Source organism: Klebsiella quasivariicola, from assembly GCF_002269255.1.
GTDB lineage: Bacteria > Pseudomonadota > Gammaproteobacteria > Enterobacterales > Enterobacteriaceae > Klebsiella > Klebsiella quasivariicola.
Genome location: NZ_CP022823.1, coordinates 3,885,609 through 3,909,011, shown reverse-complemented (window position 1 = coordinate 3,909,011; position 23,403 = coordinate 3,885,609). Strand labels below are relative to the sequence as shown.

General features: G+C 60.5%; 18 protein-coding genes and 1 pseudogene. 13 read left to right on the top strand and 6 right to left on the bottom strand.

Going from position 1 to position 23,403, the window contains the following annotated elements; translation table 11 throughout:
- Positions 1 to 111 precede the first annotated feature (111 nt).
- Entirely contained in the window at positions 112 to 543 is a 432-nt protein-coding gene (locus B8P98_RS19715; RefSeq protein WP_025711771.1) for a universal stress protein, read from the top strand.
- Positions 544 to 585: 42 nt separating this feature from the next.
- Positions 586 to 3,273 (top strand): cation-transporting P-type ATPase, encoded by a 2,688-nt coding sequence (locus B8P98_RS19710; RefSeq protein ID WP_025711770.1) that lies wholly within the window; start codon positions 586 to 588, stop codon positions 3,271 to 3,273.
- Positions 3,274 to 3,546: 273 nt separating this feature from the next.
- Here B8P98_RS19710 and B8P98_RS19705 read toward each other — a convergent pair whose 3' ends face one another.
- Positions 3,547 to 4,830: a putative acyl-CoA thioester hydrolase gene (locus tag B8P98_RS19705; RefSeq protein WP_025711769.1), complete on the bottom strand. Its 1,284-nt coding sequence runs from the start codon at positions 4,828 to 4,830 to the stop codon at positions 3,547 to 3,549.
- Between the two features lie 154 nt (positions 4,831 to 4,984).
- Here B8P98_RS19705 and hutI point away from each other — a divergent pair, with 154 nt between their 5' ends.
- From hutI to B8P98_RS19675, 6 genes are all read left to right on the top strand, one after another.
- Positions 4,985 to 6,304, top strand: coding sequence for an imidazolonepropionase (gene hutI / locus B8P98_RS19700; protein WP_165931826.1), 1,320 nt, complete (start codon positions 4,985 to 4,987; stop codon positions 6,302 to 6,304).
- Positions 6,301 to 7,257, top strand: coding sequence for a formimidoylglutamase (hutG, locus tag B8P98_RS19695; RefSeq protein ID WP_025711766.1), 957 nt, complete (start codon positions 6,301 to 6,303; stop codon positions 7,255 to 7,257). The genes hutI and hutG overlap by 4 nt, the downstream gene beginning before the upstream one ends.
- Before the next feature lie 57 nt (positions 7,258 to 7,314).
- Positions 7,315 to 8,040: a histidine utilization repressor gene (locus tag B8P98_RS19690; protein ID WP_060876137.1), complete on the top strand. Its 726-nt coding sequence runs from the start codon at positions 7,315 to 7,317 to the stop codon at positions 8,038 to 8,040.
- A 142-nt stretch (positions 8,041 to 8,182) separates the two neighbouring features.
- Complete coding sequence (hutU, locus tag B8P98_RS31720; protein WP_080897263.1) at positions 8,183 to 9,871, top strand: urocanate hydratase; 1,689 nt, start codon at positions 8,183 to 8,185, stop codon at positions 9,869 to 9,871.
- Entirely contained in the window at positions 9,868 to 11,394 is a 1,527-nt protein-coding gene (gene hutH, locus B8P98_RS19680; protein ID WP_080897262.1) for a histidine ammonia-lyase, read from the top strand. Before hutU ends, hutH begins: the two co-directional genes overlap by 4 nt.
- A gap of 98 nt (positions 11,395 to 11,492) precedes the next feature.
- Positions 11,493 to 12,875 (top strand): amino acid permease, encoded by a 1,383-nt coding sequence (locus B8P98_RS19675; protein WP_025711762.1) that lies wholly within the window; start codon positions 11,493 to 11,495, stop codon positions 12,873 to 12,875.
- 98 nt (positions 12,876 to 12,973) lie between these two features.
- On the opposite strand, the gene B8P98_RS19670 is transcribed toward B8P98_RS19675, so the two are convergent.
- Positions 12,974 to 13,450, bottom strand: coding sequence for a kinase inhibitor (locus tag B8P98_RS19670; RefSeq protein ID WP_008805732.1), 477 nt, complete (start codon positions 13,448 to 13,450; stop codon positions 12,974 to 12,976).
- A gap of 70 nt (positions 13,451 to 13,520) precedes the next feature.
- The gene (bioA, locus tag B8P98_RS19665) at positions 13,521 to 14,810 is read right to left on the bottom strand and encodes an adenosylmethionine--8-amino-7-oxononanoate transaminase (RefSeq protein WP_025714212.1); all 1,290 of its coding nucleotides are present in this window, start codon (positions 14,808 to 14,810) and stop codon (positions 13,521 to 13,523) included.
- A 212-nt stretch (positions 14,811 to 15,022) separates the two neighbouring features.
- Between bioA and bioB the strand changes: the two genes are divergently transcribed.
- From bioB to bioD, 4 genes are read left to right on the top strand one after another with little or no spacing between them, the layout of a single operon-like run.
- Entirely contained in the window at positions 15,023 to 16,063 is a 1,041-nt protein-coding gene (gene bioB / locus B8P98_RS19660; protein ID WP_025714211.1) for a biotin synthase BioB, read from the top strand.
- The gene (bioF, locus tag B8P98_RS19655) at positions 16,060 to 17,217 is read left to right on the top strand and encodes an 8-amino-7-oxononanoate synthase (protein ID WP_080897260.1); all 1,158 of its coding nucleotides are present in this window, start codon (positions 16,060 to 16,062) and stop codon (positions 17,215 to 17,217) included. The genes bioB and bioF overlap by 4 nt, the downstream gene beginning before the upstream one ends.
- On the top strand, positions 17,201 to 17,956 hold the full coding sequence (bioC, locus tag B8P98_RS19650; protein ID WP_080897258.1) for a malonyl-ACP O-methyltransferase BioC: 756 nt from the start codon (positions 17,201 to 17,203) through the stop codon (positions 17,954 to 17,956). The genes bioF and bioC overlap by 17 nt, the downstream gene beginning before the upstream one ends.
- Positions 17,949 to 18,671 carry a dethiobiotin synthase gene (gene bioD, locus B8P98_RS19645; RefSeq protein WP_025714207.1) on the top strand — a complete coding sequence of 241 codons (723 nt, stop codon included), beginning with the start codon at positions 17,949 to 17,951 and terminating at the stop codon, positions 18,669 to 18,671. Before bioC ends, bioD begins: the two co-directional genes overlap by 8 nt.
- Here bioD and B8P98_RS19640 read toward each other — a convergent pair.
- Together B8P98_RS19640 and B8P98_RS19635 are read right to left on the bottom strand one after the other, a co-directional pair.
- Positions 18,613 to 19,335 carry an ABC transporter ATP-binding protein gene (locus B8P98_RS19640; protein ID WP_025714206.1) on the bottom strand — a complete coding sequence of 241 codons (723 nt, stop codon included), beginning with the start codon at positions 19,333 to 19,335 and terminating at the stop codon, positions 18,613 to 18,615. The genes bioD and B8P98_RS19640 overlap by 59 nt on opposite strands.
- 89 nt (positions 19,336 to 19,424) lie before the next feature.
- Positions 19,425 to 19,634 (bottom strand): annotated as a pseudogene (locus B8P98_RS19635) (hypothetical protein); the annotation flags it as partial.
- A gap of 410 nt (positions 19,635 to 20,044) precedes the next feature.
- On the opposite strand from B8P98_RS19635, the gene uvrB reads away from it, so the two are divergent.
- The gene (gene uvrB / locus B8P98_RS19625; protein WP_025714205.1) at positions 20,045 to 22,066 is read left to right on the top strand and encodes an excinuclease ABC subunit UvrB; all 2,022 of its coding nucleotides are present in this window, start codon (positions 20,045 to 20,047) and stop codon (positions 22,064 to 22,066) included.
- A 239-nt stretch (positions 22,067 to 22,305) separates the two neighbouring features.
- Here uvrB and pmrB read toward each other — a convergent pair whose 3' ends face one another.
- Complete coding sequence (gene pmrB, locus B8P98_RS19615; protein WP_080897256.1) at positions 22,306 to 23,403, bottom strand: two-component system sensor histidine kinase PmrB; 1,098 nt, start codon at positions 23,401 to 23,403, stop codon at positions 22,306 to 22,308.

The window sequence follows — 23,403 nt, the reverse complement described above, 5'->3', positions numbered from 1 at the left end:
CGTTTAATAACATCTATTCCGCTCGCCGCTTCTGTTGTTGAGATTTCGTTCCTCCCCACGTATGGGGCTATTCATCACTACGCATTGTATTGGTAATAAAAGGATTATCTCATGTATAAAAATATCGTTGTTCCCGTTGACGTGTTTGATGCAGGCCTGGCTGACAAAGCGCTCTCTCATGCGAAATTCCTTGCTCAGCACTCCGCCGGGCAAATTCATCTTGTCCATGTTATTCCTGCCTTTTCTCCTGTATTAACCCGCGGATTTATCTCGGACGCCCGAAAGATGGAGGAGCATTTGCTTAATACCGCTAAGGAAAAACTGAATGAGCTGGTGAAGAAAAATGGCCTTGCGGAAGACGCCAGCCATCTTTATGTGCGTAGTGGCAATATTCGCGATCAAGTGATCACCCTGGCCGATGAGCTGAAAGCGGATGTAGTGATTGTCGGCTCGCGCAATCCGGGGATCCAGACGCACCTGCTCGGCTCTGAAGCGGCAAATATCGTGCGCTATGCCCATGTCCCGGTGTTCGTTGTCCGCTGATGACGGGTCCTGACTTCCGCTTCAGAAATCGAGGGAGAGAGTATGAATACAGATAAACCGGGCGCGCCCTACTATCAGCGCTCCGTTGAGGAGACGCTCGCCAGCGTGCAGAGTACGCCGGAGGGGATTAGTGGAGCAGAAGCGGCCACGCGCCTGCAGCAGTATGGCGAAAACGCCCTGCCGCAGAAGCCGGGTAAACCCGCCTGGCTGCGTTTTATTGTGCATTTTAACGATGTGCTGATCTACGTCCTGCTGGCAGCGGCGTTGCTGAAGGCGGTGATGGGCCACTGGATCGACATGTCGGTGATCCTCGCGGTAGCGGTGGTCAATGCGCTGATCGGCTTCATTCAGGAGAGTAATGCGGAAAAATCGCTGCAGAGTATCCGCAATATGCTGTCCAGCGAGGCGGTGGTGATCCGCCAGGGCAACCATGAAACCATCCCCACCACCTCGCTGGTACCCGGCGATATCGTGGTGATCCGCGCCGGCGACCGTATCCCCGCCGATTTACGCGTGACTGAGGCGCACAACCTGCGGGTGGAAGAGGCCATTCTCACCGGCGAGTCGACGGTGGTGGAGAAAACCACCGAGCCGCTAAGCGGCGATTTACCGCTCGGCGATCGCAGCAACCTGTTGTTTTCCGGGACCACCGTCAGCTCCGGCGCGGGGAAAGGCATTGTAGTGGCCACCGGCGGCGACACCGAGCTGGGCCACATCAACCAGATGATGGCGGGCATTGAGAAACACCGCACGCCGCTGCTGGTACAAATGGACAAGCTGGGCAAAGCCATCTTTATCCTCATTCTGGTGATGATGGCGGCGCTGTTCGTCTTTAGTCTGCTGTTCCGCGATATGCCGGTTTCTGAACTGATGCTGTCGCTGATCAGCCTCGCGGTGGCGTCGGTTCCGGAAGGATTGCCGGCGATTATCTCGATTATTCTGTCGCTCGGCGTGCAGGCGATGGCCCGCCAGAAGGCGATTATCCGCAAGCTGCCGACGGTGGAAACCCTCGGCGCGATGACGGTGATCTGCTCGGATAAAACCGGGACCCTGACCATGAACGAAATGACGGTGAAGGCGGTGATCACCGCGGACAGCGTCTATCGGGTGGAAGGGGACAGCTATGAGCCGGTCGGTAAGATCCACGCCATTGACGACCCGACGCCGGTCACGATCGCGCCTGGCTCGCTGTTCGAGCGCTATCTGCGCACCATCGATCTGTGTAACGACAGCCAGCTTATTAAAGAGGAGAGCGGACTGTGGAAAATCACCGGTGGCCCGACCGAAGGGGCGCTGAAGGTGCTGGCGGCGAAGGTCACTCTGCCGCCGCTGACCAGCGAACTGCGCAGTAAAATTCCTTTTGATTCGCAATATAAATACATGTCGACTCTCTACCGGCTGGGTGAAGAGGAGGTGGTGCTGGTTACCGGCGCGCCGGATGTCCTGTTCCGCCTGTGCCAGTATCAGCAAAGCGACAGCGGATTGCAGCCGCTGGATCTGCCGTACTGGGAAGGCAAAATTGAAGAGTACGCCCGGGAAGGGCTACGGATGGTGGCCGCGGCCTGGAAGCCAGCTGCCGCAGGCCAGACCGAACTGACCCATCAGGATCTGCAGCAAGGGGTGATTTTGCTAGGGGTCGCCGGGATGATGGATCCGCCGCGGCCGGAGGCCATCACGGCGATTGCCGACTGCCTGCAGGCCGGGATCCGCGTGAAAATGATCACCGGCGACCACCCGCAAACGGCGATGAGCATCGGCAAGATGCTGGGGATTGGCAATGCGGGAAATGCCATTACCGGGCGCGAGCTGGAGGTGATGGACGACGCGCAGCTGAGTGTGGCCGCGCAGCAGTTTGATATCTTCGCCCGCACCAGCCCGGAAGATAAGTTCCGCCTGGTGCAGGCCCTGCAGAGCAAGAAAGAGATTGTCGGGATGACCGGCGATGGGGTGAACGATGCCCCGGCGCTGAAGCAGGCTGATGTCGGCGTGGCGATGGGGATCAAGGGGACCGAGGTGACCAAGGAAGCCGCCGATATGGTGCTGACCGATGATAACTTCGCCACCATCGCCAGCGCGGTCCGCGAGGGGCGTCGGGTGTATGACAACCTGAAGAAAACCATTCTCTTCGTCATGCCGACCAACCTTGCCCAGGGGTTACTGATCGTGATCGCGCTGCTGGCGGGCAACGTGCTGCCGCTGACGCCGGTGCTGATCCTGTGGATGAACATGGCCACCTCGGCCACGCTGTCGTTTGGCCTGGCGTTTGAAGCCGGCGAGAAAAATATCATGCGACGACCACCGCGCGACCCCAAACTGCACGTGATGGACGGCTTTGCCATCTGGCGCGTGGCGTTTGTGGGATCGATGATTGCGGTCAGCGCCTTTATTCTCGAGGCCTGGCTGCAGCCGCGCGGCTATTCGCCAGAGTTTATCCGGACCGTGCTGCTGCAGACCCTGGTCACCGCCCAGTGGTTCTATATGCTGAACTGCCGCGTGTCGGATGGCTTCTCGTTAACCAAAGGTCTGCTGGCCAACAAAGGGATCTGGGTGGTTAGCGGTGTGCTGCTGGTCCTGCAGCTGCTGATTATCTATGCGCCGTTTATGCAGATGCTGTTCGGCACCACCGGACTGCCGTTCCGCTACTGGGTGATCACCTTTATCATCGGTTTCGCCATGTTCCTGATCGTCGAACTGGAAAAGCCGCTGACCCGCAAATGGCGTTCCGCCTGACGGCGTGAAGCGCTGAACGAAAAAGAAAAGAGGGGGCATCGCCCCCTCTCTGGCTGACGACAAACCTGTTTCGTCATTGTGCTCGCATTTCTGCCGGGTGGCGGCATTCGCCTTACCCGGCCTGCGAAAGACTTCAGTATCAAACCGTTATGCAATTAGCTGTAGGCCCGCGCAAGCGCAGCGCCGCCGGGCAATTCCTGAAGATTGCACGTTGTCAGCAGTCTGAGAGAGGGCATCGCCCTCTCTTTTATTATGGTTCACGCTTGTTGTGCTTTACTGTTTCGGCTCGGCGACCACCGTGCTTCCCACGCCGCGGTTGTTGTACTCCCACATGCGGTTGAAGCCGTTGTCGTTGAGGTTGCGCTGCAGATTGCCTTTGTCATCGGCGCTGCCGGTGTTGCCGTTGAACGGACGGCCGGATCCTACCGCCGCCGCCCACGGCTGGGCAATATTAAAGCCTTCATTGATGGCGCTGTCGCGGATCACCACCTGGCCATTGCTGTTGCCATCGACGTCCAGCGCGCGGCCTAATTGCGCGACGTTATCGCCGGAGGCGGTGAAGCGGCTGTTGGTCGCCAGGAAGCCGTAGGTCACGCTTTTCAGGGTGGCCGGCGCGAAGACGTAGGCCTCTTTCTGGGTGCGCGAGTTCACCACGCGGAAGTCGGTATTATCAAACACCACCGCGCCGCGGCCGGAAACGATATCCACATCGCCTTCAATGTAGCTGTTGGTCACCAGCGTGCGGGTCTGGCGGTTGTCCTGCAGACGGTTCTGCACGCTGCTGTTGGTCACAAAGAAGGTATTCTGACGGCCAAGAATATTGACCTTATTGATCTGCACCTGGTCGCCATCGCTGCGCAGCGCCACGGCCTGGTGAGTGCCGGCGTCCACGCTGTCGCCGAGGTTATTAGCGATAGTCAGGTTCTGCAGCTGCAGACCATTATTCTGTGACCAGAAGACCGCGGAACACATCACGCCGACGGTCGCCGCGGATTTACTTTGGCAGCTGTCGAACATATACCATGCCGGTTTACCCGGCATATATTTGCCGCCTGGATTGACCAGACGGCGCCAGGTGTTGCGATCCATCTCGGAATCAATCGCTTCGCTGATTTTCACGTCAATTGGCTTGTCGCCGGTACCATACAGGGTCAGGGCGCCCGGCGCCGCCGGAACGTAGACGGTGCCCGGGTACTCGCCCGGCATAATCGCGATATACAGACGACGGTTCGAGTGACGGGCAATCGCCGCATCCACCGCCGCCTGAATGGTGGTATGGGTCACGCCCTGGGTTCCCGCGGGGCCGACGATAAAGTCAGGCTGCGCCGGCAGGCTGATGGCAGACGGCGTCCAGGCGGCGGCGTTGGGATCCAGCGACTGGAAATAGGCCGCCGGCGTGAAGTTTTTCGCTTCTTCGGCGTTCAGAATGGGACGCGCGCTGGTGCCCGGTGCAGTCTGCGTTGAGGGCTGTTGATCGGCAGGCGTCGAGCTACAGGCGGACAGCGTCACGCCGAAGGCCAGCGCCAGCGCCAGGCGGGAAACGGAATATGTGTTCATGTTGCTCCGGGCAAAATTAAGCGTAGTGAAATACCCCGGCTGAGACGCCAGGGTATAAGTCCTTTAAAACCTGCTGTTTTATACTAACTTGAACGAAACGGGAAGACATGTGCGGAAAAACTTACCGTCTTTACGCAACGCGTAGTCCTGCCGGATGGTCTGCAGTCACAAAAAAATAACATTTCCCTGCGCTATTGTTGACTTTATCGGCGTTATGAAAATAAATGTCTATACAACCCATGACAAGTTAAGCGCTATGACTGAAGCCACCTCTGAACGCGTTATCTGGCGAAACGCGCGTCTCGCCACTCTGAACCCTGATTCTTCCCAACCGTACGGCCTGCTGGAGCGCCACGCGCTGCTGGTGCGTAACGGCCGCATTGAGGCGGTCGTCGCTGATGCTGACGCCCCCAGCGGGCGCAGTATCGATCTCGACGGCCGGCTGGTAACGCCGGGTTTAATCGACTGCCACACTCACCTGATCTTTGGCGGCAGCCGGGCCCAGGAGTGGGAGCAGCGGCTGAACGGCGTCTCCTATCAAACCATCAGCGCCAACGGCGGCGGCATTAACTCCACCGTGCGCGCCACGCGCGACAGCAGCGAAGCTGAACTACTGGCGCTGGCGCAGCCGCGTCTTGCTCGCCTGCTGCGTGAAGGGGTGACCACCCTGGAGATTAAATCAGGCTACGGTCTCGATCTGCAAAACGAACGCAAAATGCTGCGGGTCGCCCGCCAGCTGGCCAATCATAATGGCGTGGAACTGTCGGCGACGCTGCTCTCCGCCCATGCCACGCCGCCGGAATATCATGGCGACGCCGATGGCTATATCTCGCTGGTCTGCGAGACCATACTGCCGACGCTGTGGCAGGAGGGACTGTTTGAAAGCGTTGACGTCTTTTGCGAAAACGTTGGCTTCAGCCCACAGCAAACCGAGCGCGTCTTTCAGGCCGCGCAGGCGCTGGGCATTCCGGTAAAAGGCCACGTTGAGCAACTCTCGTCGCTGGGCGGCGCGCAGCTGGTGAGCCGCTATCATGGGCTTTCCGCCGACCACATCGAGTATCTGACGGAAGAGGGCGTGGCTGCGATGCGCGAAAGCGGCACCGTGGCAGCCCTGCTCCCCGGCGCGTTTTACTTCCTTAATGAAACCCGCAAACCGCCGGTGGAACTGCTGCGCAAGTACCAGGTGCCGATGGCGGTGGCGACCGATTTCAACCCCGGCACCAGCCCCTTCGCCAGCCTGCATCTGGCGATGAACATGGCCTGCGTCAAGTTTGGTTTAACGCCGGAGGAGGCCTGGGCCGGGGTGACTCGCCATGCCGCGCGGGCGCTGGGGCGGCAGAACAGCCATGGTCAGCTGGCGGCGGGCTTTGTGGCTAACTTTGCCATCTGGGATGCCGAGCATCCGGTCGAGATGGTGTATGAGCCGGGGCGCGCGCCGCTCTGGGGACGCGTGGTACGAGGAGAACGGCAATGATGCTGTGGCAAGCTACGCCCGCCAGTCTCTGGCAGGGGCGTGATGATAGCGCGGAAGCGCCCAATGCGCTGCGCCTGTTCCAGACCATCGCCCGCGCGGAACGCTTCGCGCCGCAGGAGATGTCCGGTGATATCGCGCTGCTCGGCTTCGCCTGCGACGAAGGCGTCCGGCGTAATAAAGGGCGTACCGGCGCCGGACATGGTCCGGAAACGCTGCGCCGGGCGTTGGCCAATATGGCCAGCCATCAGGGCCATGACCGCTGCGTGGATATGGGCACGATTAGCGTCGACGGTGAACAGTTAGAAGCCGCGCATCAGGCGCTGCGCGAGGCGGTGGCCGCCTGTCAACGCGCCGGCAAACGCACGCTGGTGCTGGGCGGCGGCCACGAGACGGCCTTCGGCCACGGCGCTGGGGTACTGGATGCCTTCCCGGGCGAAAATGTGGGCATTATTAATCTCGACGCGCATCTGGATTTACGCTTTGCCGAATGCGCCAGCTCCGGGACGCCGTTCCGCCAGCTGGCGCTGGAGTGCGAGGCGCAGCAGCGAGGTTTTCACTATACCTGCATCGGCGTGAGCCGGGCGGCGAATACCCAGGCGCTGTGGGATGAAGCGGCGCGCCGCCAGGTGGCTATCGTTGAGGATCTGCAGGTGCTGGCGGCCTTCGAAACCTGCGTGTTGCCGGAGCTTGAGCGCAATATCGCGCAATTCGACCGTCTGTATCTGACCATCGATCTCGACGTGCTGCCGGCGCGTGAAATGCCGGCGGTGTCGGCCCCGGCGGCGCTGGGGGTGCCGCTGGCGACCCTGCTGCGGATCGTTGAGCCGTTGTGCCGCAGCGGTAAGCTACAGGCGGTGGATTTGGTCGAGTTTAATCCGCAGTTTGACATCGACGGACAGGGCGCCCGCGCGGCGGCCCGTCTGGCATGGCAAATCGCCCATTGGTGGCAGTAGCCATTCCGGTATATTCTGGGGACTTCGCCGCCCATTTTGCAAAAGGAAAGCCAGGCTATGTTTTCACAGCAACCCCGTTCCGCGCCCGCGCCTTTTTATGAGAAGGTGAAGCAGGCTATCGGTGAAAAGATCCACAGCGGCGTCTGGCGACCACATGACCGTATCCCTTCGGAAGCCGAGCTGGTGGCGCAGTTCGGCTTCAGCCGCATGACCATCAACCGCGCGCTGCGCGAGCTGACGGATGAAGGCCTGCTGGTCAGGTTGCAAGGGGTGGGAACCTTTGTCGCCGAGCCGAAAGGGCAGTCGGCGCTGTTTGAAGTGCGCAGCATTGCGGCGGAAATTGTTGCCCGTCACCATCAGCACCGCTGTGAGGTGCTCCTGCTGGAGGAGACCCGGGCGGATCATATTCAGGCGACGGCGCTCAGCGTCGCGGAAGGTACCCGTATCTTTCACTCGCTGATGGTGCATTACGAAAACGACGTCCCGGTGCAAATCGAAGATCGCTGTGTGAATGCCGCGGTGGTACCGGACTATCTGCATCAGGACTACACCGCCACCACGCCGCATGATTATCTGTCGCTGATCGCGCCGTTAACCGAAGGTGAACATATTGTTGAAGCGGTGCAGGCCACGGCGGAAGAGTGTGCCCTGCTGCATATTCACGCCCACGATCCGTGCCTGCTGATCCGTCGCCGCACCTGGTCGACAACTCACATCGTCTCCCACGCGCGCCTGCTGTTCCCCGGTAGCCGTTATCGTCTGCAGGGCCGCTTTGGCTCCTGATCCACACTGGCGTCAGCAAAACGTGATTGCTGACGCAATATAACAAAATTGTATCATTTCTGTTAAATCCTGGCTTGCACATGCTTGTATAGACAAGTATATGTATCTACGTAAACAACGTTCATTGTCAGGAGAAACCCCGATGTCGCAAAGCAAATATCGCCAGCTGGACGTCCGAGCCCCGAGAGGCACGACGCTGACCGCCAGGAGCTGGTTGACCGAAGCGCCGCTGCGTATGTTAATGAATAACCTCGATCCCGATGTCGCCGAAAACCCGCATGAGCTGGTGGTCTATGGCGGTATTGGTCGCGCTGCGCGCAACTGGGAATGCTATGACGCTATCGTGAAGGCGCTGAAAAACCTGGAAAGCGATGAGACCCTGCTGGTGCAGTCCGGTAAACCGGTCGGCGTCTTTAAAACGCATGAAAACTCGCCGCGCGTGCTGATCGCTAACTCCAACCTGGTTCCGCACTGGGCCACCTGGGAACACTTCAACGAACTGGATGCCAAAGGGCTGGCGATGTACGGCCAAATGACCGCCGGCAGCTGGATCTACATCGGTAGCCAGGGCATCGTACAGGGCACCTACGAAACCTTCGTCGAAGCGGGTCGCCAGCACTATCAGGGCAACCTGAAAGGCCGCTGGGTGTTAACTGCCGGTCTGGGCGGTATGGGCGGCGCGCAGCCGCTGGCCGCGACGCTGGCCGGCGCCTGCTCGCTGAACATTGAATGTCAGCAGAGCCGCATCGATTTCCGTCTGCGTACCCGCTACGTGGATGAACAGGCCACTTCTCTGGATGACGCCCTGGCGCGCATCAAAAAATATACCGCCGAAGGCCGCGCTATCTCCATCGCGCTGTGCGGCAACGCCGCGGATATCGTTCCGGAACTGGTGAAACGCGGCGTGCGCCCGGATATGGTCACCGACCAGACCAGCGCCCACGACCCGCTGCACGGCTATCTGCCGAAAGGCTGGAGCTGGGAAGAGTATCAGCAGAAAGCCGAATCCGATCCGCAGGGCACTATTCTGGCGGCCAAACGCTCGATGGCCGACCACGTTCAGGCGATGCTGGCCTTTAATGAAATGGGCGTACCAACCTTCGACTACGGCAACAACATCCGCCAGATGGCGCAGGAAATGGGCGTCAGCAACGCCTTCGATTTCCCGGGCTTCGTGCCGGCGTATATCCGCCCGCTGTTCTGCCGCGGTATCGGCCCGTTCCGTTGGGTGGCGCTGTCCGGCGATCCGCAGGATATCTACAAAACCGACGCGAAAGTGAAAGAGATCATTAAAGATGATCAGCATCTGCACCACTGGCTGGATATGGCGCGCGAGCGCATCAGCTTCCAGGGACTGCCGGCGCGTATCTGCTGGGTCGGTCTGGAGTGGCGGCAGAAGCTGGGGCTGGCCTTTAACGAAATGGTGCGTAGCGGCGAAGTCTCCGCGCCGATCGTCATTGGCCGCGATCACCTTGATTCCGGCTCCGTCGCCAGCCCGAACCGCGAAACCGAGGCCATGCGCGACGGCTCGGATGCGGTATCCGACTGGCCGCTGCTCAACGCCCTGCTTAACACCGCCAGCGGCGCGACCTGGGTGTCGTTGCACCACGGCGGCGGCGTAGGCATGGGCTTCTCGCAGCACTCCGGGATGGTTATCGTCTGTGATGGTACCGATGAAGCGGCGGCGCGTATCGCTCGCGTCCTGCATAACGACCCGGCGACCGGCGTGATGCGTCATGCCGATGCGGGTTACGATATCGCCATTGAATGTGCGGCGGAACAGGGTCTGAATCTTCCGATGGTTGCGGCAACGCAGGGGAACGCTAAATGAAATCTTTAACGCTCATTCCGGGGCAACTGAGCCTGTCGCAGCTCCGCGAAGTTTACAGCCACCCGCTGAACATCACCCTCGATAGCAGCGCGTTTGCGGCAATCGATGAGAGCGTGGCCTGCGTTAACGCCATCCTTGCCGAAGGGCGGACCGCCTACGGTATTAACACCGGTTTTGGCCTGCTGGCCCAGACCCGTATCTCGACGGAAGATCTGGAGAATCTGCAGCGTTCGCTGGTGTTATCCCATGCGGCGGGCGTTGGCGAGCCGCTGGACGATGACCTGGCGCGCCTGATTATGGTGCTGAAGATTAACAGCCTGTCCCGCGGCTTCTCCGGGATCCGCTTGAGCGTGATCCAGGCGCTGATTGGCCTGGTCAATGCCGGCGTGACGCCGTGGATCCCGGCGAAAGGTTCCGTCGGCGCCTCCGGCGACCTCGCGCCGCTGGCGCATATGTCGCTGACGCTGCTGGGCGAAGGCAAAGCGCGGGTACGCGGCGGCGAATGGCTGCCGGCGACGGACGCGCTGCGTCAGGTGGGGCTGGAGCCGATTACCCTGGCGGCGAAAGAAGGTCTGGCGCTGCTGAACGGCACCCAGGCGTCGACGGCTTTTGCGCTGCGCGGCCTGTTCGAAGCCGAAGATCTGTTCGCCTCCGCGGTCGTTTGCGGGGCGTTAACCACCGAAGCGGCGCTGGGTTCGCGTCGTCCGTTCGATGCGCGTATTCATGAGGTACGCGGCCAGCGTGGCCAGATTGATGCGGCGGCGCTGTATCGCCACCTGTTGACCGATGACAGCGCGATTTCGCAGTCGCACCATAACTGCGCCAAGGTGCAGGATCCGTACTCTCTGCGCTGTCAGCCGCAGGTGATGGGCGCCTGCCTGACGCAGATCCGCCAGGCGGCGGAAGTACTGTTAGCCGAAGCGAATGCGGTCTCCGATAACCCGCTGGTCTTTGCCGCTGAAAATGACGTCATCTCCGGCGGTAACTTCCATGCCGAACCGGTAGCGATGGCGGCGGATAATATCGCGCTGGCGATCGCGGAAATCGGCTCACTCTCCGAGCGCCGTATCGCGCTGATGATGGACAGCCATATGTCGCAGCTGCCGCCGTTCCTCGTCAAAAATGGCGGCGTCAACTCCGGCTTTATGATCGCCCAGGTCACGGCGGCGGCGTTAGCCAGTGAAAACAAAGCGCTGTCGCACCCGCATAGCGTTGACAGCCTGCCAACTTCCGCGAACCAGGAAGACCACGTCTCGATGGCGCCGGCTGCCGGTCGTCGCCTGTGGGCGATGGCGGAAAACACCCGTGGGGTGCTGGCCGTCGAGTGGCTGGCGGCGGCGCAGGGGCTGGATATGCGCGAAGGGCTGACCACCAGTCCGCTGCTGGAAGAGGCGCGTCATCTGCTGCGCGAACGCGTGCCGCACTATACGCAGGATCGCTACTTCGCCCCGGATATCGATAACGCCATTGCGCTTCTGGCGGCCCGTCACCTGACGCGTCTGCTGCCTGCCGTACTGCATTAATCACCGTTGTTCTCTGTACCCGCGTCGGGGGACGTCATTCCCCCGACCGCCCTACATCGCATATTTGTCGTCATATAAAAAAATCAGGACACCTGTATATGCAACAACAACACAAGCCACATCTGCTGCGCGGGCTCAATGCCCGACACATTCGGTTTATTGCGCTCGGTTCCGCGATCGGCACCGGGCTGTTTTACGGTTCGGCATCCGCCATTAAGGCGGCGGGTCCGGCGGTACTGCTGGCCTATCTCATCGGTGGCGCGGCGGTGTTTATCGTTATGCGCGCGCTGGGCGAGATGGCGGTGCGCAACCCGGTTTCTGGTTCCTTCGGCAGCTACGCCCGTCAGTATCTCGGGCCGCTGGCCGGGTTTATTACCGGCTGGACCTATACCTTTGAAATGGTGATCGTGGCGCTGGCCGACGTCACCGCATTCGGTATCTATATGGGATTGTGGTACCCCGATGTACCGCGCTGGATTTGGATCCTCAGCATCATCTTCTTTATCGGCGCCATGAACCTGTGCAACGTGCGGGTGTTCGGTGAGATGGAGTTCTGGCTGTCGCTGGTGAAGGTGGTGGCGATTATCGCCATGATGCTGGCGGGGGCGGGGATCATCTTCTTTGGCTTTGGCCACAGCTTCCCGGCCACCGGGCTGGAAAACCTGTGGAGCCACGGCGGCTTTGCCCCTAACGGCTGGCAGGGCGTCATCGCCTCGCTCGGTATCGTGATGTTCGCCTTCGGCGGGGTGGAGATTATCGGCGTCACCGCCGCGGAAGCGAAAGATCCCCGGAAGGTGATCCCGCAGGCCATCAATACCATTCCGCTGCGGATTATTCTGTTCTACGTCTGCACCCTGGCGGTGCTGATGGCGATTTTCCCGTGGAACAGCTTTGGCGAGCAGGGGAGTCCGTTTGTGCTGATTTTCGACGGCCTGGGGATCCCGGCGGCGGCGACTATTCTCAATATCATTGTGATCAGCGCCAGTATCTCGGCGATTAACAGCGATATTTTTGGCGCCGGGCGCATGATGTACGGGATGTCGAAAGAGGGGCTGGCGCCGAAAAGCTTCCAGCGCATCGCCAGCAACGGCGTACCCTGGATGACGGTGGTGGTCATGGGCAGCGCCCTGCTGGCGGCGGTAGTGCTGAACTATCTGATCCCTGAGCAGGTATTTGTGCTAATTGCCTCGCTGGCGGCATTCGCCACGGTGTGGGTGTGGCTGATGATCCTGTTGTCCCATTTCGCTATGCGCCGGGGATTGTCGGCCGAAGAGCGCAGTAAGATCGAATTCCCCATCCCGTTCTGGCCGGTGGCGCCGCTGTTAACGCTGCTGTTTATGGGGCTGGTCATCGCCGTGCTGGGAATGTTTGCCGAGACGCGGATGGCGCTGATCGCCGGGTTGGTCTGGCTGGGGCTGCTGACGGTGGTGTGGTATGCGCGGGTGCGTAAAACCGCGCTGCAGGTGGTCACCGAACAGTAAAGCAACTCCCCCGGTGGCGCTGCGCTTACCGGGGCTACAAATGGCACTGACCATAGCGAGTAGCCCGGATAAGGCGCAAGCCGCTATCCGGGGGAAGATTAACTGAACAGGGCGGTGATGGAAGCGCTGGCGAGCGAATGGAAATGGACATTAAAGCCGACCATCGCGCCGCTGGCCTCGGCATCGACATCAATCTTATCGATATCCAGGGCGTGGACGGTAAAAATGTAGCGGTGGGTTTCGCCCTTTGGCGGCGCCGCGCCGCCGTATCCCGCTTTACCAAAATCGGTGCGGGTCTGAACGGCCTCTTCCGGCAGCTCCGCCTGACCGGAGCCGGCCCCCTGCGGCAGGACGCGGGTATCAGCAGGCAGGTTAGCCACCACCCAGTGCCACCAGCCGGAGCCGGTCGGCGCATCCGGATCGTAGCAGGTCACCACAAAGCTTTTAGTTCCGGCGGGGACGTCGTCCCACATCAGGTGCGGTGAAATATTATCGCCATCGTAGCCCATGCCGTTGAAGACGTGACGGTTAGGCAGTTTGCCGCCGTCCTGGAGATCGTGACTGATCAGTTTCATGCTTCATCCTCATTGATAATGCGCTGATTAACAAAGAAGTGTAGCCTTCCCGACGACGCAATTCCGCTATTTATTCGCTAAAAAATGTTTCGTCCTGCACGGCCAGGTTGACCGCACGGGTCAGGCGGGTCAGCTGCCCGGGCGTAATGATGTACGGCGGCATCAGGTAGATCAGGCGGCCAAACGGGCGGATCCACACCCCCTGTTCGACGAAAAAGCGCTGCAGGGCGGCCATGTTCACCGGATGCCGGGTTTCAACCACGCCAATCGCGCCCAGTACGCGCACGTCGGCGACCCATTCTGACTCGCGCGCCGGCGCCAGCTCGGCCTTCAGCTGGGCTTCAATCGCCGCCACCTGCTGTTGCCATTCGCCGCTCTCCAGCAGGCGCAGGCTTTCGCTGGCCACCGCGCAGGCCAGCGCATTGCCCATAAAGGTGGGGCCGTGCATAAAGCAGCCGGCTTCGCCATTGCTGATGGTTTCTGCCACCTCGCGGGTGGTGATGGCGGCGGAAAGGGTCATGGTGCCGCCGGTCAGCGCTTTACCCAGACACAGAATATCGGCGGAGATACCGGCATGCTCGCAGGCGAACAGTTTGCCGGTACGGCCAAAGCCGGTGGCAATCTCATCGGCGATCAGCAAAATCCCTTCCCGGTCGCACATTTTACGCACTCGCTTCAGCCACTCCGGGTGGTACATGCGCATGCCGCCCGCGCCCTGGACTACCGGTTCGAGGATCACCGCGGCGATGTCGTGGCGATGCGCGGCCATCAGGCGGGCAAACGGCACCATATCCAGCTCATCCCACTCGCCATCGAAGCGGCTTTGCGGCGCGGGGGCAAACAGGTTATCCGGCAGGTAGCCCTGCCACAGGCTGTGCATCGAGTTCTGCGGATCGCAGACCGACATCGCGCCGAACGTGTCACCGTGATAGCCGTTGCGGAAGGTCAGGAATCGACGGCGCGGCTGGCCTTTCGCCTGCCAGTACTGCAGCGCCATTTTCATCGCCACCTCTACCGCCACCGAACCGGAATCGGCGAGGAAAACGCACTCCAGCGATGGCGGGGTCATCGCCACCAGCTGGCGGCACAGCGCCACCGCCGACGGATGGGTGATCCCGCCGAACATCACGTGCGACATCTGGTCGATCTGCGCTTTCATCGCCGCATTCAGGCGCGGGTGATTGTAACCGTGGATCGCCGCCCACCAGGAGGACATACCGTCAATCAGCTGTTCGCCGCCGGCGAGGGACAGCTCGCAACCGTGGGCGGAAACCACCGGGTAGACCGGCAGGGGGGAAGTCATAGAGGTGTAGGGGTGCCAGATGTGGCGCCGATCGAAGGTGAGATCGTCCAGTGTCATAAGCGACTTGTAAACCATTTTGAAAACATTTAGGTTTACAAGTCTACACTGAACTTACTTACAATGAAACGTACACAAAATATTTCGCGCAGCATCGAGGCGGCAAGCGAGAACATCCCCAGGAGCATAGTTCACTATGTGACTGGGGTGCGCGAGTGCAGCCAACAAAGAGGCTGTGTGAAATAGGAAGTGTACGACCTTTGGAGAGGACAATGGCTCACCCCCCCCGCTGGACAATGTCGCAAGTTACTGAGTTATTTAATAAACCGCTCATCGATCTACTGTTCGAAGCGCAGCAAATCCATCGTCAACACTTTGATCCGCGTCAGGTGCAGGTCAGTACGTTGCTGTCGATTAAAACCGGCGCTTGTCCGGAAGACTGTAAATATTGCCCGCAAAGCGCACGCTACAAAACCGGTCTTGAATCAGAGCGCCTGATGGAAGTCGAGCAGGTGCTGGAATCGGCGCGCCAGGCGAAAAACGCCGGCTCGACCCGCTTCTGCATGGGCGCGGCATGGAAGAACCCCAACGACCGCGATATGCCCTATCTGGAGCAGATGGTGAAAGGCGTCAAGGCGCTGGGGCTGGAGTCCTGTATGACGCTCGGTACCCTGACCGACAGCCAGGCGCAGCGCCTGGCCGAGGCGGGACTCGATTACTACAACCACAACCTCGACACCTCGCCGGAATTTTACGGCAACATCATCACCACCCGCACCTATCAGGAGCGCCTGGATACGCTGGACAAAGTGCGCGATGCCGGGATCAAAGTCTGCTCCGGCGGCATCGTCGGGCTGGGAGAGACCGTGAAAGATCGCGCCGGGCTGCTGCTGCAGTTGGCCAACCTGCCCACGCCGCCGGAGAGCGTACCGATCAACATGCTGGTGAAGGTTAAAGGCACGCCGCTGGCGGATAATGACGATGTCGACGCCTTCGATTTCATCCGCACCATCGCCATCGCGCGCATCATGATGCCCACCTCCTACGTGCGGCTTTCCGCCGGGCGCGAACAGATGAACGAGCAGACCCAGGCGATGTGCTTTATGGCTGGGGCGAACTCGATTTTCTACGGCTGCAAGCTACTGACCACGCCGAACCCGGAAGAGGACAAAGACCTGCAGCTGTTCCGCAAGCTGGGGATCAATCCGCAGCAGACGGCGGTGCTGGAAGGGGACAATGAGCAACAGCAGCGTCTGGAGCAGGCCTTACTCACCCCGGACACTGAGGAATATTACAACGCGGCGGCACTATGAGCTGGCAGCAGCGAATCGATCGAGCGCTGGACGAACGGCGGGCGGCGGATGCCCTTCGCCGCCGTCTGCCGGTAAGCCACGGCGCCGGACGCTGGCTGGAACGGGAAGGGGAGCGCTGGCTCAACTTCTCCAGCAATGACTACCTGGGCCTGAGCCAGCATGGCGCGATTATCGCCGCCTGGCAGCAGGGGGCGGAACGGTATGGCGTCGGTTCCGGCGGGTCGGGCCACGTAAGCGGCTACAGCGAGGCGCATCGCGCGCTGGAAGAGGAACTTGCCGACTGGCTGGGCTATCCGCGGGCCCTGCTGTTTATCTCCGGCTTTGCCGCGAATCAGGCGCTGGTTGCCGCGCTGGCGGAAAAAGACGATCGGATTGTCGCCGATCGCCTGAGCCACGCTTCCCTGCTGGAGGCGGCCAGCCTCAGCCCGGCCCAGCTGCGCCGTTTTGCCCACAATGACCCGCAGCAGCTCGCGCAACGGCTGGCGAAACCGCTGGACGGCCAGCAGTTAGTCGTTACCGAAGGGATTTTCAGTATGGACGGCGACAGCGCGCCGCTGGCTGACATTCAGGCGGCAGCCCGCAGCGCCGGAGCATTATTACTGGTTGATGATGCTCACGGAATCGGGGCGATTGGCGATGAAGGGCGCGGAAGCTGTCATACGCAGGCGGTTCGCCCGGAGCTGCTGGTAGTCACCTTCGGCAAGGCGTTTGGGGTGAGCGGCGCGGCGGTACTGTGCAGTGAGTCGATGGCCGACTATCTGCTGCAGTTTGCCCGTCATCTGATCTACAGCACTGCGATGCCGCCCGCGCAGGCGGTGGCGCTGAGCGCGGCCCTGCGAATCATTCGCAGCGATGAGGGGCAGCAGCGGCGGGAAACCCTGACCACCCGCATCCGTCAGTTCCGCGAGGGAATGAGCGAGGTATCGCTGGGGCTGACCGATTCCGTCAGCGCGATCCAGCCGCTGATCGTCGGGGATAACGCCCGGGCGCTGAGCCTGGCCTGCCGTCTGCGCGAGGCCGGCTGCTGGGCAACGGCGATCCGTCCGCCGACGGTGCCGGTCGGCAGCGCTCGCCTGCGTCTGACCCTGACCGCCGCCCATCAGGCTGAGGACATTAACCGTTTACTGGAGGCGCTGCATGGCCACGGTGAATAAGCAGGCGGTGGCCGCGGCGTTTGGCCGGGCGGCCAGCGGCTATACGCAACATGATGAACTGCAGCGGCGCAGCGCCGATCTGCTGCTGCGCCAGCTAGCGCGCCGCAATTTTGCTCAGGTGCTGGATGCTGGCTGCGGCCCCGGCAGCATGAGTCGCTACTGGCGCGAAGCGGGAAGCGAAGTTACCGCACTGGATCTCTCCTCCGGGATGCTGGCGCAGGCGCAACGCCAAGATGCTGCACAGCATTATCTGCAGGGCGATATCGAAGCGCTACCGTTGCCGGATGCCTGCGTCGATCTGGCATGGAGCAACCTGGCGGTGCAGTGGTGCGACGATCTACGCACAGCCCTCGGCGAGCTGTATCGGGTGGTGCGCCCCGGCGGTAGGGTGGCGTTTACCACGCTGCTGGCCGACTCGCTGCCGGAACTGAATCAGGCGTGGCGGGCAGTTGACGACCGGCCGCATGCCAACCGTTTTCTCAGCGAAAGGGCGGTGCGCGCGGCGCTGAGCGGCCTGCGCGCGACCGGCGAGGTGCATCAGATTAGCCTGCCGTTCACCGATGCGCTGAGCGCTATGCGCTCGCTGAAGGGCATCGGCGCCACCCATTTGCACCAGGGGCGGGCATCCGCCCCGCTTGGCCGCGGCAAACTGCGCGAACTGCAGCTGGCCTGGCCGCAACAGCAGGGCCACTGCCCGCTGACGTATTCTCTTTTTACAGGAGTCATTGAACGTGACTAAACGTTTCTTCGTTACCGGAACCGATACTGAAGTCGGTAAAACGGTCGCCAGCAGCGCGCTGCTGCAGGCGGCGAATCAGCTGGGATTTAACACCGCGGGCTATAAGCCGGTGGCTTCCGGTAGCGACCTGACCGCACACGGGTTACGCAATGAAGATGCGCTGGCCCTGCAGCGCCATAGCCGGGTCGCGCTGCGCTACGACCAGGTAAACCCCTACACCTTCGCCGAGCCGACCTCACCGCACATCATCAGCGCCGATGAAGGTCGGCCAATCGCCGCGGCGGCGCTTTCCGGTGGGCTGCGCGAGTTAGAAAATCTCGCCGACTGGGTGCTGGTGGAAGGGGCCGGTGGCTGGTTCACGCCGCTCTCGGACACCCTGACCTTTGCCGACTGGGTGCAGAGCGAGCAGCTGCCGGTCATTCTGGTGGTGGGGGTTAAGCTCGGCTGTATCAACCATGCGATGCTTACCGCCCAGGCGGTACGCCAGGCGGGGCTGCCTTTAGCGGGCTGGATCGCCAATGACGTGCAGCCGCCGGGCAAGCGTCACGCCGAGTATCTGGCGACGCTGAAACAGCGGCTGGCCGCGCCGTTCCTCGGTGAAATACCGTGGCTTGCGGACATCGCGCAGCGTGGCGATCTCGGCCAGTATCTGGACCTCAGGGCGCTGGATCCGGCGTCATCCACTGCGCCAGCAGCGGCTCATCAAGCGCCATAATATCGCCCTCGGCGACGTTACGCCCCCGGTGCAAGAGACAAAAGCGATCCGCTACCCGGCGGATAAAGGGCAGGTGCTGCTCGGCGAGCAGCACCGTCAGGCCGATATCGCGATTCAACCGCAGCAGTAGATCGGCCAGCTTTTGCAGACAGCGCGGCCCTCTGCCACGCGAAGGTTCATCGAGAATCAGCAGCCGTGGCTGGACGATAAGCGCCCTGGCCAGCGCCAGCTGGAACTGATCGTCGGCGCTCAGCGAGGCGCCTTTGCGCTGTCGCAGGGCATAAAGTTCGGGAAAGTGCTCATAGATTTCGCCGCCGCTGGCGTTTACCCCCGGTTTCCCGGCCGCGAGGGCGATATGTAGATTCTCTTCCACACTGAGCTGCGAAAAGATACGTTGATCCTGGGGAACGTAGCCGATACCGATGGCGCTGCGCGACTGGGCGGAGAGGGGAGTGAGATCCCGCGGCGGGGCGCCAATGTCATGCCAGGTCATGCGGCCGCTGGTCACCGGCAGGTGTCCGACAATACAGTTAACCAGGGTGGTCTTCCCCATGCCCTCGCGTCCCAGTACGCCAATGCACTCTCCCGGGCGTAGTTCAAGATCGACATTCCACAACGAGTGCTGGTTGCCATAAAAATGATTTACTGCCTGTAAATTCAACATGGACGTTTTCTCCTTATCCTGGCGTCAGGGCGACAGAAAGATGCTGCAAAACTCTTGCCAGGAAAAAGAACGCTCGGAAAAAAGCGCGAAACGCCGATACCATCGGGCACCGTCAGCGCCGCAGCTGCACTTTTCCGGTGCCCGACGCTAAAGGGTGGTGCAAAAAGCAGCAAAAATCGAGCGGCTTTAGGCGGATAGTTATCAAAAATAGTTCGATAAAAATTTTTCGCCACGCAGTTTACGGCGAAAGTCGATAAGCGCCGGGCGGCGGCGGTCTTGGGCTGCAGACAGTTATCCACTATTCCTGTGGATAACCTTGTGTATTAGAGTTAGAAAACCTGCGGTAAGCTAGAGCGTGCGCGGCTTGCGGCTGAATTGACGCGAAAGGCGTCTTTTCTTTAAACTCATTAAATATCAGCTTGTTAGATAAAATCAATGGGTGTAAGAAAAGCGTCATCTGCTGCCATAAAACTTTCACCCGTTCGCTTGACAAATGTTAAAAGGTCAAAATTTCTGGGGATAACCCTGACAGTCGGACGATTATTCCGCCCGGCGGGCGTTTTGTACCCAACTTGCCGGCTAAAAAGCCGGCTTCTGGCGCTATCATAAGTAGATACTGGTTAAATATCCAGTATAATTTGTTGGCAAAAAACGGCCCGGGGGGTAGAATTAAACACCGGCCGCTAAATCTTTCTTCAGGTTCTGATCGATGAGTAAATCGTTTGTACTGCATTCTGCCTTTCGTCCCTCCGGAGACCAACCGGAAGCCATCCGTCGCCTGGAAGAGGGGCTGGAGGATGGGCTTGCGCATCAAACGCTGCTGGGGGTCACCGGTTCAGGTAAAACCTTTACCATTGCCAACGTGATTGCCGACCTGCAGCGGCCGACGATGGTGCTGGCGCCAAACAAAACCCTGGCGGCCCAGCTCTACGGCGAGATGAAAGAGTTTTTCCCCGAGAATGCCGTCGAGTATTTCGTCTCCTACTACGATTACTACCAGCCGGAAGCCTACGTCCCTAGCTCCGATACCTTCATTGAGAAGGACGCCTCGGTGAACGAACATATTGAGCAGATGCGCCTGTCGGCCACCAAAGCGCTGCTTGAGCGGCGCGACGTGGTAGTGGTGGCATCGGTCTCGGCTATCTACGGCCTCGGCGATCCGGACCTGTACCTGAAGATGATGCTGCACCTGACGGTGGGGATGCTAATCGATCAGCGCGCGATCCTGCGCCGTCTGGCCGAGCTGCAATATACCCGTAACGATCAGGCCTTCCAGCGCGGCACCTTTCGCGTGCGCGGCGAGGTGATCGACGTCTTCCCGGCGGAATCCGACGATATCGCGCTGCGTATTGAGCTGTTTGACGAAGAGGTCGAGCGCCTGTCGCTGTTCGATCCGCTCACGGGACACGTGGAGTCGACGGTACCGCGCTATACCATTTACCCCAAGACGCACTATGTGACGCCGCGGGAACGCATCGTCCAGGCGATGGAAGAGATCAAGCTGGAACTGGCGGATCGCCGCAAGGTGCTGCTGGCAAATAACAAGCTGCTGGAAGAGCAGCGCTTAACCCAGCGTACCCAGTTTGACCTCGAAATGATGAACGAGCTGGGCTACTGCTCGGGCATTGAAAACTACTCGCGCTACCTCTCCGGTCGCGGGCCCGGCGAGCCGCCGCCCACCCTGTTTGACTATCTGCCGGCAGACGGCCTGCTGGTGATTGACGAATCCCACGTCACGGTGCCGCAAATTGGCGGCATGTACCGCGGCGACCGCGCGCGTAAAGAGACGCTGGTGGAGTACGGCTTCCGCCTGCCGTCGGCGCTGGACAACCGGCCGATGAAGTTTGAAGAATTCGAAGCGCTGGCGCCGCAAACCATCTACGTCTCGGCGACCCCGGGGGCCTACGAGCTGGATAAATCCGGCGGCGAGGTGGTGGATCAGGTGGTGCGGCCTACCGGTCTGCTTGACCCGCTGATCGAAGTGCGGCCGGTGGCGACTCAGGTCGACGATCTGCTGTCGGAGATCCGCCTGCGTACGGCCATCAACGAGCGCGTGCTGGTCACTACCCTTACCAAGCGGATGGCGGAAGACTTAACCGAGTACCTTGAGGAACACGGTGAGCGCGTGCGCTATCTGCACTCGGATATCGACACCGTCGAACGTATGGAGATTATCCGCGACCTGCGCCTGGGCGAGTTTGACGTGCTGGTAGGGATCAACCTGCTGCGTGAGGGGCTGGATATGCCGGAGGTGTCGCTGGTAGCGATCCTGGATGCCGACAAAGAGGGCTTCCTGCGCTCCGAACGCTCGCTGATCCAGACCATCGGCCGCGCCGCGCGAAATATCAACGGCAAAGCTATCCTGTATGGCGATAAGATCACCCCCTCGATGGCCAAAGCCATTGGCGAGACCGAGCGCCGACGGGAGAAACAGCAGCGCTATAACGAAGAGCACGGCATCGTGCCGCAGGGGCTCAACAAGAAAGTGGTGGATATCCTGCAGCTGGGTCAGGGCCTGGCGAAAACCAAAGCCAAAGGGCGCGGAAAAGCGAAGACTGCCGAACCTGCCGGGCTCAGTGGGGTGGATATGACGCCAAAAGCGCTGCAGCAGAAAATTCATGAGCTGGAAGGACAGATGATGCAGCACGCCCAGAACCTCGAGTTTGAAGAGGCGGCGCAAATTCGCGACCAGCTGCATCAGCTGCGTGAGCTATTTATCGCCGCTTCCTGACGGCAGGCCGTAATGTGCGCAGAGGCGCAACGCTGAAAGCCGGCGCGCAATACCCGCCGTCTTGCAGTCACAGTAGCAGAGAAGAAAAAAAGGCCGCGTTGCGGCCTTCTTAATGTTCGCTTAATCTCGCCAGGCGACACTATCCTCAACCTGATGAGGATAGTGCCCATGCAAAAAATCAACTTCCGTGAATATCTGGCGGTCGCCACCGCCCTGGTCATTATTGTTGCCTTTTTCCATCAGTGGGTGTTGACGTTCTGACGCGCACGCTGCGGGAATAATACCCACGCGCGGACCCCTGGCCCCGGCTGGCGGTTATGCAAAAAGAACTGGGCGTCATGCAGTTGAGCGATGCGCGTGACGATGCTCAGTCCGAGGCCTATGCCGCCGTAGCGACTGTCCATGCGCACAAAGGCTTTACTCAGTTCGCCGCTTTTCGCCTCATCAATCCCCGGTCCTTCATCTTCCACGGACAACACCGGCATCAGGCCCGCTTTCACCGACACACGGATCGTCGACCCTTCCGGACTGTAGCGGTGAGCATTCTCCACCAGATTGCGCAAAATGACGCGGATTAGCGTCGCGTCGCCCGAGACGACGGCCTCATTTTCGGCATCCGTCAGCAGCAGCCGCTGCTGACGCTGCGCCAGCATGGTTTCCAGCTCTTCCTGTAACGGTTTCACCACGTCATCCAGCAACAGCACCTGCTGATAGCTGCCGGCGGAGAAGGACTGTCCGACACGCGCCAGCTGCAGCAGCTGGGAAATGCTGTTGGTCATCTGGTCGAGGCGCTGGATCAGCGGGTCGACGCCCATGCCGTGCACTTTCGCCAGCAGCTCAAGGTGCAGCCGCAGGCCGGCCAGCGGGGTACGCAGCTCATGCGCCACGTCGGCGGTAAACAGCCGCTCGCGGTCGAGGGTCAGATTAAGGCGGGAAACCAGCTGATTCAGGGCGGTAGTCACCGCCGTGACTTCGGGCACTGATTCGCTGAGCACAATAGGGGTGAGGTTGTCCGGCGTGCGGCTCTCCAGCTCGCTTTGCAGTCGTGAGAGCGGGCGGGTGATCTTGCGCACCGCCAGCATGCTGATATACAGCGCCAGGCCAACGATCAGCAGGCTCGGCACCAGCAGGCTGGCGACCGCTTCCCGAACCTCATGCTCCACATGTTTCTGGTTGTTGTGGCCTTCGATGGCGCTGGCCACCAGCAGCTGGATCTGCTCTTTACTCTCATGCCATAGCCAGAAGACGCTGATCAGCTGGCAGACCACCAGAATGGTGCCAATGGTCAGCAGCAGTCGGTGGCGCATGGTCCAGGTTTCGGTTGCAAAAAGAGCCAT

Coding starts and splice junctions, on each gene's coding strand:
- B8P98_RS19715 (WP_025711771.1), top strand. CDS start 112: ATGTATAAAAATATCGTTGTTCCCGTTGACGTGTTTGATGCAGGCCTG.
- B8P98_RS19710 (WP_025711770.1), top strand. CDS start 586: ATGAATACAGATAAACCGGGCGCGCCCTACTATCAGCGCTCCGTTGAG.
- B8P98_RS19705 (WP_025711769.1), bottom strand. CDS start 4,830: ATGAACACATATTCCGTTTCCCGCCTGGCGCTGGCGCTGGCCTTCGGC.
- hutI (WP_165931826.1), top strand. CDS start 4,985: ATGGTCTGCAGTCACAAAAAAATAACATTTCCCTGCGCTATTGTTGAC.
- hutG (WP_025711766.1), top strand. CDS start 6,301: ATGATGCTGTGGCAAGCTACGCCCGCCAGTCTCTGGCAGGGGCGTGAT.
- B8P98_RS19690 (WP_060876137.1), top strand. CDS start 7,315: ATGTTTTCACAGCAACCCCGTTCCGCGCCCGCGCCTTTTTATGAGAAG.
- hutU (WP_080897263.1), top strand. CDS start 8,183: ATGTCGCAAAGCAAATATCGCCAGCTGGACGTCCGAGCCCCGAGAGGC.
- hutH (WP_080897262.1), top strand. CDS start 9,868: ATGAAATCTTTAACGCTCATTCCGGGGCAACTGAGCCTGTCGCAGCTC.
- B8P98_RS19675 (WP_025711762.1), top strand. CDS start 11,493: ATGCAACAACAACACAAGCCACATCTGCTGCGCGGGCTCAATGCCCGA.
- B8P98_RS19670 (WP_008805732.1), bottom strand. CDS start 13,450: ATGAAACTGATCAGTCACGATCTCCAGGACGGCGGCAAACTGCCTAAC.
- bioA (WP_025714212.1), bottom strand. CDS start 14,810: ATGACACTGGACGATCTCACCTTCGATCGGCGCCACATCTGGCACCCC.
- bioB (WP_025714211.1), top strand. CDS start 15,023: ATGGCTCACCCCCCCCGCTGGACAATGTCGCAAGTTACTGAGTTATTT.
- bioF (WP_080897260.1), top strand. CDS start 16,060: ATGAGCTGGCAGCAGCGAATCGATCGAGCGCTGGACGAACGGCGGGCG.
- bioC (WP_080897258.1), top strand. CDS start 17,201: ATGGCCACGGTGAATAAGCAGGCGGTGGCCGCGGCGTTTGGCCGGGCG.
- B8P98_RS19640 (WP_025714206.1), bottom strand. CDS start 19,335: ATGTTGAATTTACAGGCAGTAAATCATTTTTATGGCAACCAGCACTCG.
- uvrB (WP_025714205.1), top strand. CDS start 20,045: ATGAGTAAATCGTTTGTACTGCATTCTGCCTTTCGTCCCTCCGGAGAC.
- pmrB (WP_080897256.1), bottom strand. CDS start 23,403: ATGGCTCTTTTTGCAACCGAAACCTGGACCATGCGCCACCGACTGCTG.